Source organism: Streptomyces sp. NPDC001410 (assembly GCF_042895235.1).
Taxonomy (GTDB): domain Bacteria; phylum Actinomycetota; class Actinomycetes; order Streptomycetales; family Streptomycetaceae; genus Streptomyces.
In genome coordinates, this window is record NZ_JBIAWE010000011.1 from 177,965 (window position 1) to 192,860 (window position 14,896).

General features: G+C 73.0%; 15 protein-coding genes and 1 pseudogene. 5 read left to right on the top strand and 11 right to left on the bottom strand.

The window, feature by feature from the left end:
• Positions 1 to 3: 3 nt before the first annotated feature.
• Both ACFY3C_RS25035 and ACFY3C_RS25040 read right to left on the bottom strand, forming a co-directional pair.
• Complete coding sequence (locus ACFY3C_RS25035; protein ID WP_390772297.1) at positions 4 to 1,437, bottom strand: FAD-dependent oxidoreductase; 1,434 nt, start codon at positions 1,435 to 1,437, stop codon at positions 4 to 6.
• Positions 1,438 to 1,464: 27 nt separating this feature from the next.
• On the bottom strand, positions 1,465 to 2,436 hold the full coding sequence (locus tag ACFY3C_RS25040) for a DUF4349 domain-containing protein (protein WP_390772298.1): 972 nt from the start codon (positions 2,434 to 2,436) through the stop codon (positions 1,465 to 1,467).
• Positions 2,437 to 2,593: 157 nt separating this feature from the next.
• On the opposite strand from ACFY3C_RS25040, the gene hemG reads away from it, so the two are divergent.
• The 3 genes from hemG to ACFY3C_RS25055 all read left to right on the top strand — a co-directional run bounded on the left by hemG (position 2,594) and on the right by ACFY3C_RS25055 (position 5,053).
• Positions 2,594 to 4,108, top strand: a complete 1,515-nt coding sequence (hemG, locus tag ACFY3C_RS25045; protein WP_390772299.1) for a protoporphyrinogen oxidase — start codon at positions 2,594 to 2,596, stop codon at positions 4,106 to 4,108.
• A gap of 5 nt (positions 4,109 to 4,113) precedes the next feature.
• Positions 4,114 to 4,845: a hydrogen peroxide-dependent heme synthase gene (hemQ, locus tag ACFY3C_RS25050; protein WP_351234387.1), complete on the top strand. Its 732-nt coding sequence runs from the start codon at positions 4,114 to 4,116 to the stop codon at positions 4,843 to 4,845.
• 124 nt (positions 4,846 to 4,969) lie between these two features.
• Positions 4,970 to 5,053 (top strand): hypothetical protein, encoded by an 84-nt coding sequence (locus tag ACFY3C_RS25055; protein WP_390772412.1) that lies wholly within the window; start codon positions 4,970 to 4,972, stop codon positions 5,051 to 5,053.
• Here ACFY3C_RS25055 and ACFY3C_RS25060 read toward each other — a convergent pair.
• From ACFY3C_RS25060 to ACFY3C_RS25090, 7 genes and pseudogenes are all read right to left on the bottom strand, one after another.
• Positions 5,023 to 6,555: pseudogene (locus ACFY3C_RS25060) on the bottom strand (alpha/beta hydrolase); the annotation flags it as partial. The gene ACFY3C_RS25055 and the pseudogene ACFY3C_RS25060 sit on opposite strands and share 31 nt — an antisense overlap.
• Before the next feature lie 149 nt (positions 6,556 to 6,704).
• Entirely contained in the window at positions 6,705 to 7,490 is a 786-nt protein-coding gene (locus ACFY3C_RS25065; RefSeq protein WP_390772300.1) for a TIGR04222 domain-containing membrane protein, read from the bottom strand.
• 96 nt (positions 7,491 to 7,586) lie between these two features.
• Positions 7,587 to 8,354, bottom strand: a complete 768-nt coding sequence (locus ACFY3C_RS25070; RefSeq protein WP_390772301.1) for a DUF4142 domain-containing protein — start codon at positions 8,352 to 8,354, stop codon at positions 7,587 to 7,589.
• A gap of 291 nt (positions 8,355 to 8,645) precedes the next feature.
• A complete protein-coding gene (locus tag ACFY3C_RS25075; protein ID WP_390772302.1) occupies positions 8,646 to 9,941 on the bottom strand; it encodes a DUF692 domain-containing protein in 1,296 nt (431 codons plus the stop codon).
• Positions 9,942 to 10,045: 104 nt separating this feature from the next.
• Positions 10,046 to 10,654, bottom strand: a complete 609-nt coding sequence (locus tag ACFY3C_RS25080; protein ID WP_390772303.1) for a TIGR03086 family metal-binding protein — start codon at positions 10,652 to 10,654, stop codon at positions 10,046 to 10,048.
• An 88-nt stretch (positions 10,655 to 10,742) separates the two neighbouring features.
• The gene (locus ACFY3C_RS25085; RefSeq protein ID WP_390772304.1) at positions 10,743 to 11,387 is read right to left on the bottom strand and encodes a TetR/AcrR family transcriptional regulator; all 645 of its coding nucleotides are present in this window, start codon (positions 11,385 to 11,387) and stop codon (positions 10,743 to 10,745) included.
• 2 nt (positions 11,388 to 11,389) lie between these two features.
• Positions 11,390 to 12,106 (bottom strand): aminoacyl-tRNA hydrolase, encoded by a 717-nt coding sequence (locus tag ACFY3C_RS25090; protein ID WP_389170028.1) that lies wholly within the window; start codon positions 12,104 to 12,106, stop codon positions 11,390 to 11,392.
• Positions 12,107 to 12,236: 130 nt separating this feature from the next.
• On the opposite strand from ACFY3C_RS25090, the gene ACFY3C_RS25095 reads away from it, so the two are divergent.
• Entirely contained in the window at positions 12,237 to 13,115 is an 879-nt protein-coding gene (locus ACFY3C_RS25095; protein WP_386575651.1) for an ATP-binding cassette domain-containing protein, read from the top strand.
• The gene (locus ACFY3C_RS25100) at positions 13,112 to 13,783 is read left to right on the top strand and encodes an ABC transporter (protein WP_386575650.1); all 672 of its coding nucleotides are present in this window, start codon (positions 13,112 to 13,114) and stop codon (positions 13,781 to 13,783) included. The genes ACFY3C_RS25095 and ACFY3C_RS25100 overlap by 4 nt, the downstream gene beginning before the upstream one ends.
• Here the strand turns inward: ACFY3C_RS25100 and ACFY3C_RS25105 are convergent.
• Together ACFY3C_RS25105 and ACFY3C_RS25110 are read right to left on the bottom strand one after the other, a co-directional pair.
• Complete coding sequence (locus tag ACFY3C_RS25105; protein ID WP_390772305.1) at positions 13,775 to 13,957, bottom strand: hypothetical protein; 183 nt, start codon at positions 13,955 to 13,957, stop codon at positions 13,775 to 13,777. The genes ACFY3C_RS25100 and ACFY3C_RS25105 overlap by 9 nt on opposite strands.
• A gap of 18 nt (positions 13,958 to 13,975) precedes the next feature.
• Positions 13,976 to 14,824 (bottom strand): polysaccharide deacetylase family protein, encoded by an 849-nt coding sequence (locus tag ACFY3C_RS25110; RefSeq protein WP_386575648.1) that lies wholly within the window; start codon positions 14,822 to 14,824, stop codon positions 13,976 to 13,978.
• Positions 14,825 to 14,896 lie beyond the last annotated feature (72 nt).

The window sequence follows — 14,896 nt, forward strand, 5'->3', positions numbered from 1 at the left end:
AAGTCACTGTGGCCGTACTTTTGACGCAGCCTTTCTCGCTGCCACCAGTACCGGGTCCCATACCGGCGAGAACGGCGGGGCGTAGCCCAGGTCCAGGGCTGTCATCTGCTCCACCGTCATGCCCGCGGTGAGGGCCACCGCCGCGATGTCGACCCGCTTGGCAGCGCCCTCCCTGCCGACGATCTGGACGCCGAGCAGGCGGCCGGTGCGGCGTTCGGCGAGCATCTTGACCGTCATGGGGGAGGCGCCCGGGTAGTAGCCGGCGCGGCTGGTCGACTCGATGGTGACGGTCTCGAACTGCAGGCCCACGCGGCGGGCGTCCTTCTCGCGCAGGCCGGTGCGGGCGATCTCCAGGTCGCAGACCTTGCTGACGGCCGTGCCGACCACACCCGGGAACGTGGCGTAACCGCCGCCGACGTTGGTGCCGATGACCTGGCCGTGCTTGTTGGCGTGGGTGCCGAGCGGGACGTACTGCTCCTGCCCGGAGACCAGGTTCAGCACCTCGACACAGTCGCCGCCCGCCCAGATCTCCTCGTGGCCGCGCACGCGCATCGCGAGGTCGGTGAGCAGGCCGCCGTGCGCGCCGAGGGGGAGGCCCGCCGCCCGGGCGAGCGTGGTCTCGGGGCGTACGCCGATGCCGAGGACGACGACGTCCGCGGGGTACTCGGCGTCCTCCGTGGCCACCGTGCGGACCCGGCTTCCCCCAAGCTCTCGGCTTCGCTCGAGCAGGGAGGTGCCCCCATCGCCGGTGAGCAGCTTGGTGACCTCGGCGTCGTTCACCATGGTGATGCCGAGGCCCTCCATGGCCCCGTGCACCAGGCGGCCCATGTCCGGGTCGAGCGTGGACATCGGCTCGCTGCCGCGGTTGACGACGGTCACCTCGTACCCGCGGTTGATCAGTGCCTCGGCCATCTCCACGCCGATGTATCCGGCGCCGACGACGACCGCGCGTCGGCCGCGCGTGTGGACCAGCGAGTCCAGCAGGGCCTGCCCGTCGTCGAGCGTCTGCACGCCGTGCACACCCGGGGCGTCCGCGCCGGGCATGTCCGGGCGGATCGGGCGGGCGCCGGTCGCGATCACGAGTTTGTCGTACGGCACCCAGGACTCGTCCCCGGAATCGACGCCACGCGCGCGTACCCGACGGCCCGCCACGTCGATCTCCGTGACCTCCGTCCGCATCCGCAGGTCGATGTCCCGCGCGCGGTGTTCCTCCGGTGTGCGCGCGATCAGCCGGTCCCGCTCGGACACGTCACCGCCGACCCAGTACGGGATCCCGCACGCCGAGAAGGAGGAGAAGTGGCCGCGCTCGAAGGCCACGATCTCCAGTTCGTCCGGCCCCCGCATCCGGCGCGCCTGCGACGCCGCGGACATCCCCGCGGCGTCGCCGCCGATCACGACCAGCCGTTCCCTGCCGCCCCGCCCGCTACTCATGCTCATGCGAACACGCTACGGGGCGAGATCATTTCAGTGCTGGTCGGGCGTGCCGGAAGCGTCCGGTGCCGGGCGGGACTGGGGCAGTGGGGCGGCTGCCGGTGTCGCGGGTGCGGGCTGGGCGTGGCGCGGCAGGCGGGGGCGTACGACGCGCAGCCACAGCAGTGTCAGCAGTGCCGCGAGCGCGGCGAACGGCAGGACCGCGCCGAGGGCCAGGGCGATCCAGCGCAGCATCGTGACGAACACGTGCCAGCCGCCCGACACGGCGTCCACGAAGCCCGGCGTGTCGTCCTCGGCGGCCTTCTTCACGGGCGTCTCGGACAGGGCCAGGGTGATGGTCGCGAGGCTGGTGCGGTCCTTCAGGGACGCCTGCTGTGCGAGCAGCGCCTCCAGGTCCGCCTCCCGGCTGCTCAACTCCCCTTCCAGGGTGACGACGTCGCTCAGCTTGGTCGCCTTGTCCATCAGCTCGCGGATCCGGGCCACGCTCGCCCGCTGCGACTTGATCCGGCTGTCCACGTCCACGACCCGGTCGGTGACGTCCTCCGCCTTCGCCGTGCGCTCGACCAGCTTGCCGGAGCCCTGCAGGTCGGCGAGGACCTCGTCGTACTTCTCGGTGGGCACGCGCAGCACGACCCGGGTCTGCTCGTGGCCCTCGGTGTCCCGGCTGGTGCTCTCCTTGCCGACGTAGCCGCCCGCGCTCTCGGCGGTCGTACGGGCCGTCTCCAGGGCCTTGGGCACGTCCTTGACCTCGACGGTCAGGGAGGCGGTGCGGATGATGGCGCTCGGGGTCAGCCTGGGCGCCCTCGGGGCCGACTTGGCGTCCTGCGCGTTGGCCTCGGCGGCGCCCGCCTGCGGTGCCGAGCGCCCCCCGGCGGACTTCGTGTCGCCCGAGTCGTTCGCGCCGCTGCACCCGGCGAGCGCGAGGGAGGCGGCGAGCAGGACCCCGGCCAGGACCTGGACGGAGCGTGCGGGACGTGCGGTGCGTGCGGAGCGTGGTGTGCGCATGGGCGTACCCCCCGATGACGGTGACCTGTGACGCTCCTTCGACGCCGGGGCCGGGCCGGACGTTTGGCGTATGCGGTCGCGATGTGGTCACGGTCACGACTCGGCAGGGCCACATGGCCCTGGCTCGGGTGTCAGTGGCGTCTGAGAGGGTGGACCCATGAGCGGACCACCTACGGGCACGGAGCGTGTCGTCGTCATCGGGGCCGGGATCGCGGGGCTGGCCGCCGCGCACCGGCTGCTGGAGCGTGGGGCGCGGGTGACCGTCCTCGAAGCCTCCGGCCGGGTCGGCGGCAAGCTGCTGCCGGGCGAGATCGCGGGCGTCCGGGTGGACCTGGGCGCCGAGTCGATGCTCGCCCGCCGCCCCGAGGCGGTGGCCCTGGCCCGCGAGGTGGGCCTCGCCGACCGGCTCCAGCCGCCGGCCACCGCGACCGCCTCGATCTGGACGCGCGGCGCCCTGCGCCCGATGCCCAAGGGCCATGTGATGGGCGTCCCCGGCACGGCGAACGCACTGGCCGGTGTCCTGTCCGACGAGGGCCTGGCCCGTATCGAGCGCGACGCCGCCCTGCCCCGCACGGAGGTCGGCGACGACGTGGCCGTGGGGGAGTACGTGGCGCAGCGGCTCGGCCGCGAGGTCGTCGACCGCCTGGTCGAGCCCCTGCTGGGCGGGGTGTACGCGGGCGACGCGTACCGCATCTCGATGCGCTCGGCCGTCCCACAGCTCTTCCAGGCCGCCCGCACCCACGACTCGCTCACGGCGGCCGTCCGCGACATCCAGGCCAAGGCCGCCGCCAACCAGCAGACCGGGCCCGTGTTCATGGGCATCGAGGGCGGGGTGGGCCGGCTGCCGCTCGCGGTCGCCGAGGCGGTGCGGGCACGCGGCGGCGAGATCCTGACCGGCGCTCCGGTGACGGAGCTGAGAAGGGTGGCCGAGCCGGAGGCGGACGGCGCGGGCGCGCCGCTCGCCGAGGCCCCCGCGGTGGCGCGGCCGCACACGGTCTGGCGCGTGGTCGCCGGCGACCGTGTCCTGCATGCCGACGCCGTGATCGTCGCCGTCCCCGCGTCCGTCGCGGCCGGCCTCCTGCGCGCCGAGTCCCCCGAGGCCGCCGCCGAACTCGCCACCGTCGAGTACGCCTCCATGGCCCTGATCACCCTTGCCTACCGCCGGACCGACCTCGCCCTGCCCGAGGGCAGCGGCTTCCTGGTGCCGCCCGTCGACGGCCGCACCATCAAGGCGTCGACCTTCGCCTCCCAGAAGTGGGGCTGGATCGCGGACGAGGATCCGGACGTGGTGGCGCTGCGCACCTCCGTGGGGCGCCACGGCGAGACGGAGATCCTCCAGCGCGAGGACGCCGGCCTGGTCGACGTCTCCCGGCACGACCTGCGCGAGGCGACCGGCCTGGACGCCGTGCCGCTGCAGACCCGGGTGACCCGCTGGACCGACGGCCTGCCCCAGTACCCGGTGGGCCACCACGCGCGCGTGGCCCGCATCCGCGAGCACGTCGCCAAGCTGCCGGGCCTCGCGGTGTGCGGCGCGCAGTACGACGGCGTCGGCATCCCCGCATGCATCGCGAGCGCGTACGCGGCGGTGGACCAGCTGGGCGGCGACCTGAGCGGGGTCCGGGAACTGACCGCCAACCCGGTGCAGAGCCTCCACGGCGGAGCGGGAGAATAGGGACCATGAGTGACGATGCCCCCACCACCGAGTCCGGCAGGATCCCGAACAAGGGCAAGCTGGCCAAGGACCTCAACGAGGTCATCCGCTACACCCTCTGGTCGGTCTTCAAGCTGAAGGACGTGCTCCCCGAGGACCGCGCGGGTTACGCCGACGAGGTCCAGGAGCTGTTCGACCAGCTCGCCGCCAAGGACGTGACGATCCGCGGCACCTACGACGTCTCCGGCCTGCGCGCCGACGCGGACCTCATGATCTGGTGGCACGCCGAGACCAGCGACCAGCTGCAGGAGGCGTACAACCTCTTCCGCCGCACCAAGCTGGGCCGCGCCCTGGAGCCGGTCTGGTCGAACATGGCGCTGCACCGGCCCGCCGAGTTCAACCGCTCGCACATCCCGGCGTTCCTCGCCGACGAGACGCCCCGCAACTACGTGAGCGTCTACCCGTTCGTGCGCTCCTACGACTGGTACCTGCTGCCGGACGAGGACCGCCGCCGCATGCTCGCCGACCACGGCAAGATGGCCCGCGGCTACCCGGACGTGCGCGCCAACACGGTCGCCTCGTTCTCGCTCGGCGACTACGAGTGGATGCTCGCCTTCGAGGCCGACGAGCTGTACCGCATCGTCGACCTCATGCGCCACCTGCGTGGCTCGGAGGCCCGCATGCACGTCCGCGAAGAGGTTCCGTTCTTCACCGGACGCCGCAAGTCCGTGGCCGAACTGGTCGCCGGGCTCGCCTAGGTCCTGTCGTCAAACTCCCGTCGTCCGCCCGAAGGGCGGGCCGCGCGGCGTCAGGCGGGAGTTTGACGGCAGGGCCTAGGCGGCCTTGCCCTTCAGGGAGTCCCGCAGGGACTTCCTGGGGGCGTTGTCCGCGGGGGTCTCGGGCTTCGGCTCCGGGCGCGGCGCACAGGCCGTGTGCCGCCCCGGGAGCCGGCCCTCCAGCAGGTAGGCGTCCAGGTGCGCGTTGACGCACCGGTTCGGGCCGCCCCCGATCCCGTGCGTGCCCGCGTCCCGCTCGGTCACCAGCACCGAGCCGGCCAGCCGCCGGTTCATCTCCAGCGCCCCCGCGTACGGCGTGGCCGCGTCCCGCTCGGCCGCGAGGATCAGCACCGGCGGCAGCTCACCGGGTCCGGTGCGCACGTCCAGCGGCTGCCGCCGGGGTGCCGGCCAGTAGGCGCACGGCAGGTTCATCCACGCGTTGTCCCAGGTCTCGAACGGCGCCGCGCGCGCGAGCCGCGTGTTGTCCCGGTCCCACACCTTCCAGTCCGTCGGCCAGGCAGCGTCGTTGCACTCGACGGCCGTGTACACCGCGCTGCTGTTCTCGGCCGCGGCGGCCGTCTCCGGGCTCGGCGCCGCCAGCCGGACCAGGGGCTTCGCATCGCCCTTCAGATAGGCCGACAGCGCGGCGGCCCGGCTCGGCCAGTAGTCGTCGTAGTACCCGGCGCTGAGGAACACGTTCTGCAACTGCCCCGGCCCGACCTTCCCGTCCGCGGCCTTCGCGGCCAGCCGCCCGCGCGCGGTGTCGTAACTGCGCTGCACCCTCGCCGCCGTGTCGCCGAGCCGGTAGACGTCGTCGTGCCGGGCGATCCACTCGCGGAAGTCGGCCCAGCGCTCTTCGAACGCGGCCGACTGGTCGAGGTTGTTGCGGTACCAGACCTTCGCCGGGTCCGGGTCCACCGCCGAGTCCAGCGCCATCCGCCGTACGTGCGAGGGGAACAGCGTCGCGTACACCGCGCCGAGGTAGGTGCCGTACGACGCTCCCATGAAGGTCAGCCGGTCCTCGCCCAGGGCCGCCCGCAGGACGTCCAGGTCACGGGTGTTGTTGAGCGAGTTGTAGAACCGCAGCTTGCCGCCCGACCGCCCGCCGCAGCCGCGCGCGTACGCCTTCGCCTGGTCGATGCGCTGTCGCTTGTACTGCTCCGAGGGGTGCGTCGGCGACTGGGTGGGTCCCCCGAAGAAGTGCTTGGGGTCCACGCACGACAGCGGCGCCGAACGGTCCACCCCGCGCGGGGCGTAGCCGACCAGGTCGTAGGCGGCGGCGATCCGCTTCCACTCGGGGAACGTGCCGATCATCGGGAAGTACATGCTGGAGGCGCCGGGGCCGCCCGGGTTGTAGACGAGGGCGCCCTGCCGGGGCACCTTCCGCTTGCTGTTGTGCGGGTCCTTGTGGGTGGCCCGCACCCGGCTGACGGTCAGCTTGATCTGCTCGCCGTCGGGGTGGGCGTAGTCCAGCGGAACGCTCACCGTGCCGCACTGCAGGCCGGTCGGCGCGTGCAGCTCGGCGGCGCACTTGGCGAAGTCGACGCCGGCCGTCCGGGCGCGCGCGGCGGCCACCGCGGTCCCGTGCAGCTCCGCCGCGCCGGGAACGGCGGGGGCGCCGCCCGCCGGGGCCGCGGCCAGGGTGGTCAGGAGCATGGAACCGGCGGCCGAGTACAGGGCGGCAGCTCTCATCGCGTATCCCTTCCGTGCACGGCGGCGATGGCACGGCTGCCATGACCCCGGCGACGACAAAAGGGATGTTTCGTTCGGTCGTCGGTGAAGGCAAGCACCGCCCGGCGGGTGTCGCGGTCAATGCCCCCGATGCGCCCCCGAGTCCGGCCTCACTCCCGCCAGGGCTGGTCGCGGTGGGTGAAGGCCGCGCGCAGTTCGGGCTCGCCGATCGCGCGGATGCCGCGTACGGCGACGGAGGTGAGGAAGGAGCGCTCGTCGCCGTCGCCGGTCGACCGCCGGGTCAGCGCTCCCAGCAGCCGCTGTCCGGCGGGGGAGGCCCAGCGTGAGTACGGATGCACCTCGACCCGGGCGATGACCAGGCAGCTCAGGGTGAGGATGAGCGGCAGTGCGAACCACAGGGCGACGAGGAGGCGTGGCATGACCGTCTGACCGGGCATCAGCAGCGCGGTCAGGCCCAGCGCCGGCACGACCAGCGCGGCGGCACGCACTTGGTGCACTCCCGCCGCCACGGTCGTACGCGCGCCGTCGGGCACCGCGAGTCCCGCGCGCACCAGACCGTCGGCGAGCCGGTGTACGGCCTCCGCACCGGCAGCGGCGGCGCGCACCGGCGCGATCCGGGACTGCCCCTCAGGTCCTATCGCCCCTATGACGGACCGCTCCATCTCGTCGTGGCCCCGCGGGTCCACCACCGTGGCCCAGCCGGTGTGCGCGAGCAGCAACCGCCGCTGCCGGGCCATGGACACCATGGTCACATCGGCGACCCGCGCGGGGCCGCCGGACAGGAACGCCGCCTCGTACAGCGTCAGTGCGTGCCCGTGGTCCGCGACGGTGCCGTCCGTGTCGACGGCCGCGGCGTGTACGGCGGCCAGGCACAGCCGGGTGCACGCGATGCCGGCCAACGCCCAGGCCAGGAGCAGCAGAAGGACCCAGAACATGACGTGTTTCTATGCCAGGGGCCTGGGAAACGCCATGCCTTGTTCACCATCCGGACCGAGTGTTGCAGGGATGTGACGTTCCGTTTCACCCGCAGGTCAGGGGCTGTTCGCCGGTGGTGGACTGGCGGCGGCGGGCGGCAGGGAGTACGTCGTCGACGGCGAGGGCGCCACCGGCACCGCGGAGGCGGGCTCGACCACCGGGGGAGTGGGCACGGCGGAGGCGGACGCCGCGAGGTCCCGGGCCAGCGCCGAGAAGTCGACGTACCCGGTCGCCTCCAGGATCTTGATGTGGTCCAGCACGGTCGCGTTGGCGTCGTCGGCCAGATCGCGCACCAGGGTGTTCTGGGTGCCGGCGCGGACCTGGGCGACCAGGGAGAAGACCCGGCCGTGCGCGAGGCGCAGGATGCTCGTGAACTTGCGGTCGAAGTCCTGGCCCTGCGCCGAGTTCAGGGTGGCGAGCCACTGCCTCTGCTGCTCGTTGGGCTCGTTGGGCAGGGGGACGCCGAGCTGGGTGGCGACGGTGCGGACATGTGCGTCGAGCGAGGTGTGGCCGTCGATCAGGTGCTGCCCGGCGTCGCGTACGGCCTGTGTGGTGCCCTTCCGCTCCGCCAGCTGTCCGGCGGGCAGCTCCCACAGGCCCGCGAGCCGGACCTTGGTGACGAGGTCCCGGTCCTGCGCGGACAGCGGACCGTACGGGGTCGTCACCGTCTGTGCGCTGAATGTGTTCGCATCGGTCGTGCCCGATCGGTCGGCGTAGGACCAGACCGGGAAGAGCAGCGCTGCGGTGGTCGCCGCCAGGCCCGTGATGATGAGTCCTGTGCCGCTGAATATGCCTCGGCCCTTGATGGCGGGTCGCGGTCGCATGGTGCCTCCTGCTCCGCGCCCCGGGGGTTCGTGCGGCGGGGGCGGGCTTGGCATATTACTGCGGGGTTCGGGGTGAGCTCGCACCGCGCCGTTGAGCAGTGAGCCGTCGGTCGGGTGCGGGTGTGTGGGGCTGGTCGCGCCCGCGAGGCGGAGCCGCATATTGATGCAACCCCGCGCCCCTGGGGAGATGCAGTCCCGTCGGCTGCATGGCGCCCGCGGCAATCCCCACGTAGCAGCGGCACCTTGCCGGCGCCAGGAAGCGGACCCACCCCCGGCCCACATCAGTGCCGTTCAGCGTCGCCGCAGCAGTACCTTCGCCCGCTCCGCCAGCCCCGGGGACCGCGGCGTCGGACCCGCCCGGTCCAGCCACCACGCGCGCAGCTGACGCCGTACCCTCGCATCCTCCGGGCGTCCGACTTTCAGCAGATGCTCGGCGAAGTCCAGCGCATCCCGCCGGTACCCCCCGCTCATCGGCCGCACCCGCGCGTACTCCAGGAACGCTCCCCGGTACCCCTCCCCGAGCAGCACAGGCAGCTCGGGTGCCACCTTGGCCACGACACCCGCCCGCTTAGCCGCGAGCGCCCGCGCCTGCACCCCCATCCGCACCCGATCGAACCCCTCCGGCACCGGCGTCCCGGCCACCAGCGAGGACAGCACCGCGGCCTGGGCGACACCGAGCCGCTGCCGGGCCTCGGGCGGGGCCAGGACGGCGACGCCCCCACCCCCGGCCGGCCTCCCCGTACCGCCGACCGGCGCGGTCGCCCGGCCGGCCGTCACGGCCCCCCGGATCGTCCCCAACTCCCGCTCCAGCTCGGCCGGCTCGGGGAAGTTCTCGTCCCGTTCCAGCAGCACCCCGGGCGGCGCGACCCGGGACGCGAGGTCGGTCAGGATGTCGAGCACCGGACGCGGCACGGGGTGGGCGTGACTGTCGTGCCAGACGCCGTCGCGCTCGAAGCCGCCCGCGACATGGACGTAGGCGATGGCCTCCAGGGGCAGTGCGGCGAGCGCCTCGGCCGGGTCCTCGCCCCGGTTGACGTGGTTGGTGTGCAGGTTGGCCACGTCGATGAGCAGCCGTACCCCGGTCCGCTCGACCAGCTCGGCCAGGAACTGCCCCTCGGTCATCTCCTCGCCCGGCCAGGAGAACAGCGCCGCGATGTTCTCCAGGGCGAGCGGCACCGGCAGCGCGTCCTGTGCGATTCGCACGTTCTCGCAGAGCACGTCGAGCGCGTCCCGGGTGCGCGGCACGGGCAGCAGATGGCCCGCCTCCAGGTGCGGGGAGGCGGTGAGCGCGCCGCCCGCCCGTACGAACGCGATGTGCTCGGTGACCAGCGGCGCGCCGAGCGCCTCCGCCCGCTCGGCGAGCGCCGTCAGCCGGCCCTCGTCGAGCCGGTCCGCACCGCCGAGGCCGAGGGAGACACCGTGCGGGATCACGGTCACCCCGCGCTCGCGCAGTCTGAGCAGCGAGTCGGGGACGTGGCCGGGGCAGACGTTCTCCGCCACGACCTCCACCCAGTCGATGCCCGGCATGCGCTCCACGGCGTCCGCGATCTCCGGCCGCCAGCCGATTCCCGTCCCCAGTCGCCGCACCGCTCCACCCCCTGCTTCTCCGAGTGACGGGGGTATGGCCCCGGCGGGCGGCACCCAATCCCCGCGCCCGCGCCTTCAGAGCAACATTTGAGGTTCGCCGTTCCTCACCCCCGCACCGGCCACTCCTCCGGGACCCGGCCCAGCAGGCGCAGCGCCTCCTCCAACGGCCCGGACCCCGCCGGCACCTCCAGCGCCGGGGCGAAGGCGAACCCCGGCCCGCGCCGGGCAGGGTCGACGGGCACTGGCCGGGCCACGGCGAGCGCGGCGTCGAGCACGTGCTCCGGCAGTTCCACGGGCACTCCGAGGGCGGCGGCGACATCCCAGGCGTGCACCACGTAGTCGATGAAGTGGAAGCCGACGGCCCGGCCGCCCGGGAAGTTCCCGCCCAGCTCCGGCAGCGCGAACTCGCGCTCGACCGCGCCCGGTTCGGCGAAGGCCGCGAGTACGGCGGTGGCGGCCACCCGGTGCACCCCGGCGGGCTCGCGCATGTCCTCCGGCTCCCGCCAGTTCGCCGCCTCGTGCCCCGCACCCCGTGCGGCCGCCGCGAAGCCGAGGTGCTGCGCGGTCATGTGCGCCACGAGCCGCCGCAGGGTCCACCCCGCGCACGGGGTGCCCCGCTCCCAGTCCGACTCCTTTGCCAGTCCCACCACCCGCACGGCCTCGCGCACGGCGATGCGGTCGAGTTCCACGATGTCGCTCTCGGTGACGGTCATGCGGACGAGCATAAAACTGTGCGAACGATCGTGCTAGTTTTTAAACAGCGCCCCACCGCGTCCTCATGGTCCTCATCGACGCATCCCCTCAAGGGATTTCGGGAACCGGGACCTCTCCCACCGCCGCGTCCCGCAACCGCCGCGCGATGCCCACCCGGGCTCTGCGATAGGCGGTCTCCTCGTCGTGCAGTACGGAGAGGGCGTTCGCCGTCTCCAACAACGCCACGATTTCGAAGGCCAGTTGGGGGACATCTGTGTCGGCGCGCAGCTCACCCGCCGCGCGAGCCTCCTCGATCGTGCGCTCCACATGGGCCGACCAGTCGCGCTGCGCGCGGACCACCGCGTCGTGCACCGGGCCCGTACGCGCGTCGAACTCGGCCATGACGCCGTAGAAGAAGCAGCCGCCGGGGAACACCCGACCCCGCGAGTAGTCCAGCCACAACTCGCACAGCCGCCACACCCGCCCGACGCCGGCCGGCACCTCGCCCGAGGGTCGGATCACCCGCTCGGTGAAGATCCGGGCCGCCTCCCGCACGGTGGCCAGCTGCAGCTCCTGCTTGGAGCCGAAGAGCGCGAACACCCCGCTCTTGCTCAGCTCCAGCTCGGTGGCCAGCCGGCCGACGGTCAGCGCCTCCAGCCCCTCGACCGAGGCGATCTCCACGGTCCGGCGCAGCACCAACTGCCGGGTCCGGTTGCCCCGTTCGACGCGCCCGTCGAGCCGAGTCACCGGCACCCCTACCGCAGCGCGGGGTGGTCGGCGACCACCGTGCACGAGCCCGGCGCGATCTCCGTGAAGCCGGCGTCCCGCACCAACGGCAGCCCGCTGCCGGTCAGCCGGCCCCACTCGGCGGGATCGGCGGTGCGGACGGCCAACGGGAACCCGGCCTCCCGCCACGCGGTCCGCTCCTCGTCGGACAGTGCCCACCAGGCCAGCTGGGCGCCGTGCCCCGCCTGGGCCATCGTCTTCCCGGCCGACATCTCCAGGTCCGGGTTCAGCCACAGCACCGGCCGGCCGCGATCAGCCCCGACGGGCGGCTCCGGATCGTCCAGCTCGGTTCCCGACACCTGCAGCTTCGCCAGATCCTTCGGCCAGCCGTCCAGCGGAACCGGCGGGAAGACCCGCACCTGCGCGGACTTGCCGTGCACCGTGATTCCGGGCAGCGCCTCGGCCCGGCGCCACTCGGATCCCCGGGCCCGCCGTACGACCTTCCGGATCCGTGCGTCCTCCCAGTCCCGCACGACCTGAGCCCACTCCCCGTCCCCGGCGGCCCGCTCGTCACTCAGCAGCAGAAGCACGGCCCGAGCGGCCGTCTCCAGCGCATCGGTACGGGCCGGAGGAGCACCCCGCTCGATGCGGACGACGAGGGGCAGGACGTACTGCCGTGCCTCGTCTCGAGGATGGGGCTCGGTCTGGAAAGGACTGTCACCGGGGGACGACGAAACTTGGCTCACACCACCCAACCCTAAAGGGCGCGAGGCTGTGCAATATTTGCGGCTCCGCCGCGTGGGTGCGACCAGCCCAGACGTCTCGTAGATCGGACTGAAGATCAGCCCCTACGGCGAGACCGGACAAAATCCTCCTATGCAACATGACCTACGACTGGCAGCCGTAGGCCGCCGCTACGGCATGCGCGGCCCCTGGGTGTTAAGAGGCATCCACCTCACGCTCACCCCCGGAACCCTGACCCGCATCGAAGGAGCGAACGGCACCGGAAAATCCACCCTCCTTCGCATCATCGCCCGCTTGGACGCCCCGACCGAAGGCCGTGTCACCGGGCGCCCGCGCACGGCCTACGTCCCGGAGCGCTTCCCCTCGGCCCTGCCCTTCACCGCGTCCGGCTACCTGACCCACCTCGGCACCATCCACGGCCTGTCCCGGAAGACCGCCGCGCACACCGCACACAGCTGGTTGGAGCGGTTCGGTGCCGCGGCCTACGCGGGTACGCCCATGTCACGCCTCTCCAAGGGCAGCAGCCAGAAGGTCGCCGTCGCGCAGGCCCTCCTCGCCGACCCGGAGCTGATAGTCCTGGACGAGGCGTGGACCGGGCTGGACGCGGCCGCGCGGGCCGAGCTGGAGCGGGCGGTGGCCGAGCGGACCGCGGCAGGGGGCGCCGTCGTCTTCGTCGATCACGACCCGCGCCGCCTGGCCGGGGTGCCCGACGCGACGTACACCGTCGTGGACGGCGGCATCAAGCTCGGTGCGGACGGCGGGAGTTCGCCGCCTGCCGGGCCGCTCACCCGCGTCACCGTGCGAGGACCGCAGGGGGCGCAGCTGCCGCCCGACGCGGTGCGGACCGTCACCTCGGCGGACGAGACGGCCCCCGGCGTCCACCGCCTCGCCGTCCCCGCCTCCCATTCGGACGTTCTCCTGCGCGCCCTGCTGACGGCCCGCCCGCCCTGGCACGTGGTGAGCGTCGAGCCGGACGGCACCACCCCACTCGACCCCGGAAGCCGCCCATGACCGCTCTCCTGCGCTATCAGGCCGACCTGCTGCTGCGCTCGCAGCGCTGGCTGCCGCCGGTGATCCTCTACGTCGCCTTCCTCGGGGTCGGCGTGCAGAGCGGTCAGCCGGTGCTCGACTCGCTCGGCTACGCGGCCGCCGGTCTGCTGCCGGTGGCCGCCTGGCTGGCGCGGATCTGCGTCACCGCCGAGCCGGACGCCGCCCGTGCCTGCGTCGCGGCGGCGCGCGGCCCCGCCCTCGCCCACCTGGCCTGCCTGCTGACGGCGCTGCTCGCCTCGGCGGCGCTCGGGGTGGTGGCGACCCTGGTCATGACGCTGATCAGCGATCCGGCGAGCAACGGCCACCGGACCCATGTCCCGCCGCTCGGGGCCGGCCTGGCCGGGCTCCTGGCCGCCCTGGTCTGCGCCCTGCTGGGCAGTGCCGTGGGCGCGCTCACCAACCGGCCGGTGCTGCACTCCACCGGCCGCGCGGTGCCCGCGATGCTGCTGGCCGCGCTGCTGTCGATGGTGCTCGCGGGCTCCCCGGCCCAGGCCGCGGTCAGCGGTCTGGTGACCGGTTCGCAGTCCGGCCGGGTCCCGGTGCCGCTACTGCCCCTGGCCGGGGCCGCCCTCGTCACCGCCGCGGCCTTCGCGGCGGCCTGCGCGCTCACCGCCCGCCGCTCACCCTGAACAGGCGGTGCGCTGCGCCTCCTGCCACTCGCAGACGGGGCACAGCGTGATGCCCTTGTACGACTCCGGGTACTCCGTAGGCTCTCGGCACAGCACACACTCCGCATACGGCGGCCCGTCGGCATTCGGAGACCGGGTCGCGTCGCTGACCGTGCAGTAGTCGTCGTCGCTCATGCCCTCAGCGTAGGCCGGTCACCGGTGGCCGTTCGACTCGCCGATCAGCTCGGAGACCTTGACGAACCGGTAGCCCTGTTTGCGCAGTTGCGGCACGACCGTGCGGACGACCTGCTCGGTCGTCGGGGCGGCGCTGCGGGTGCAGTGCATGACGACCACAGAGCCGGGCTTCACCCCGTCCAGCACCTGCCGGACGACCGCGTCGGCGTCCGTGGCGAACGCGTCACCGCTCACCACGTCCCACTGCACCGCGGTGACCCCGACCCCGCTGAGCTCGCGCAGCACCTGACGGTCGTAACAGCCGCCGGGGAAACGGAAGTACGGCAGGGGATGGGGCACGCCCGCCTTGCGGATGGCGGTGTACGCCCGCTCGACTTCCTTGCGCATCTGGTCCTTGTCGACGGTCGGCAGGCCGTAGCAGTCGTCGGTGAACGCGTAGTGGCTGTAGGAGTGGTTGGCGACCTCGAACTGCGGGTCCTGGCCGAGGGAACGGGCCTCCGCCGGGTACTGATCGGCCCACCGGCCGGTCATGAAGATGGTCGCCGGCACCTTCAGCGTGCGCAGGGTGTCGATCAGGTCCGGGTTGTCGAAGTGCTCACCGGAGGCGGCGCGGGGCCCCTGGTCGGCGGTCATGTCGGCGTCGAAGGTCAGCGCGACGGTCTTGCCCAAGTTGCGCGGGCCGTGCTCGAACACAGGGGTCAGACCGCCCGGGCCCGGGGCAAGTACGGGCGGACGCGTGGCGGACGGGGAGGCGGCGGGTCCGGCATGGGCCGGGCGCGCGCCGTCGGGGGTGCCCGCGGTACCGCAGGCGGCGATGGCTGCGCCCAGGGCGCAGACGGCGGTGACAGTGCGTGGTACTGAAATCACAATATGAAAGTATTACTAATTGACCGGGTGTGCGGTCCTATGCACCCATGCGTGGAAGTACCCTCACCCACG

Bases quoted from the DNA above. Each gene is read 5' to 3' on its own strand.
- ACFY3C_RS25035 (WP_390772297.1), bottom strand. From the start codon at position 1,437: ATGAGCATGAGTAGCGGGCGGGGCGGCAGGGAACGGCTGGTCGTGATC.
- ACFY3C_RS25040 (WP_390772298.1), bottom strand. From the start codon at position 2,436: ATGCGCACACCACGCTCCGCACGCACCGCACGTCCCGCACGCTCCGTC.
- hemG (WP_390772299.1), top strand. From the start codon at position 2,594: ATGAGCGGACCACCTACGGGCACGGAGCGTGTCGTCGTCATCGGGGCC.
- hemQ (WP_351234387.1), top strand. From the start codon at position 4,114: ATGAGTGACGATGCCCCCACCACCGAGTCCGGCAGGATCCCGAACAAG.
- ACFY3C_RS25065 (WP_390772300.1), bottom strand. From the start codon at position 7,490: ATGTTCTGGGTCCTTCTGCTGCTCCTGGCCTGGGCGTTGGCCGGCATC.
- ACFY3C_RS25070 (WP_390772301.1), bottom strand. From the start codon at position 8,354: ATGCGACCGCGACCCGCCATCAAGGGCCGAGGCATATTCAGCGGCACA.
- ACFY3C_RS25080 (WP_390772303.1), bottom strand. From the start codon at position 10,654: ATGACCGTCACCGAGAGCGACATCGTGGAACTCGACCGCATCGCCGTG.
- ACFY3C_RS25095 (WP_386575651.1), top strand. From the start codon at position 12,237: ATGCAACATGACCTACGACTGGCAGCCGTAGGCCGCCGCTACGGCATG.
- ACFY3C_RS25100 (WP_386575650.1), top strand. From the start codon at position 13,112: ATGACCGCTCTCCTGCGCTATCAGGCCGACCTGCTGCTGCGCTCGCAG.
- ACFY3C_RS25105 (WP_390772305.1), bottom strand. From the start codon at position 13,957: ATGAGCGACGACGACTACTGCACGGTCAGCGACGCGACCCGGTCTCCG.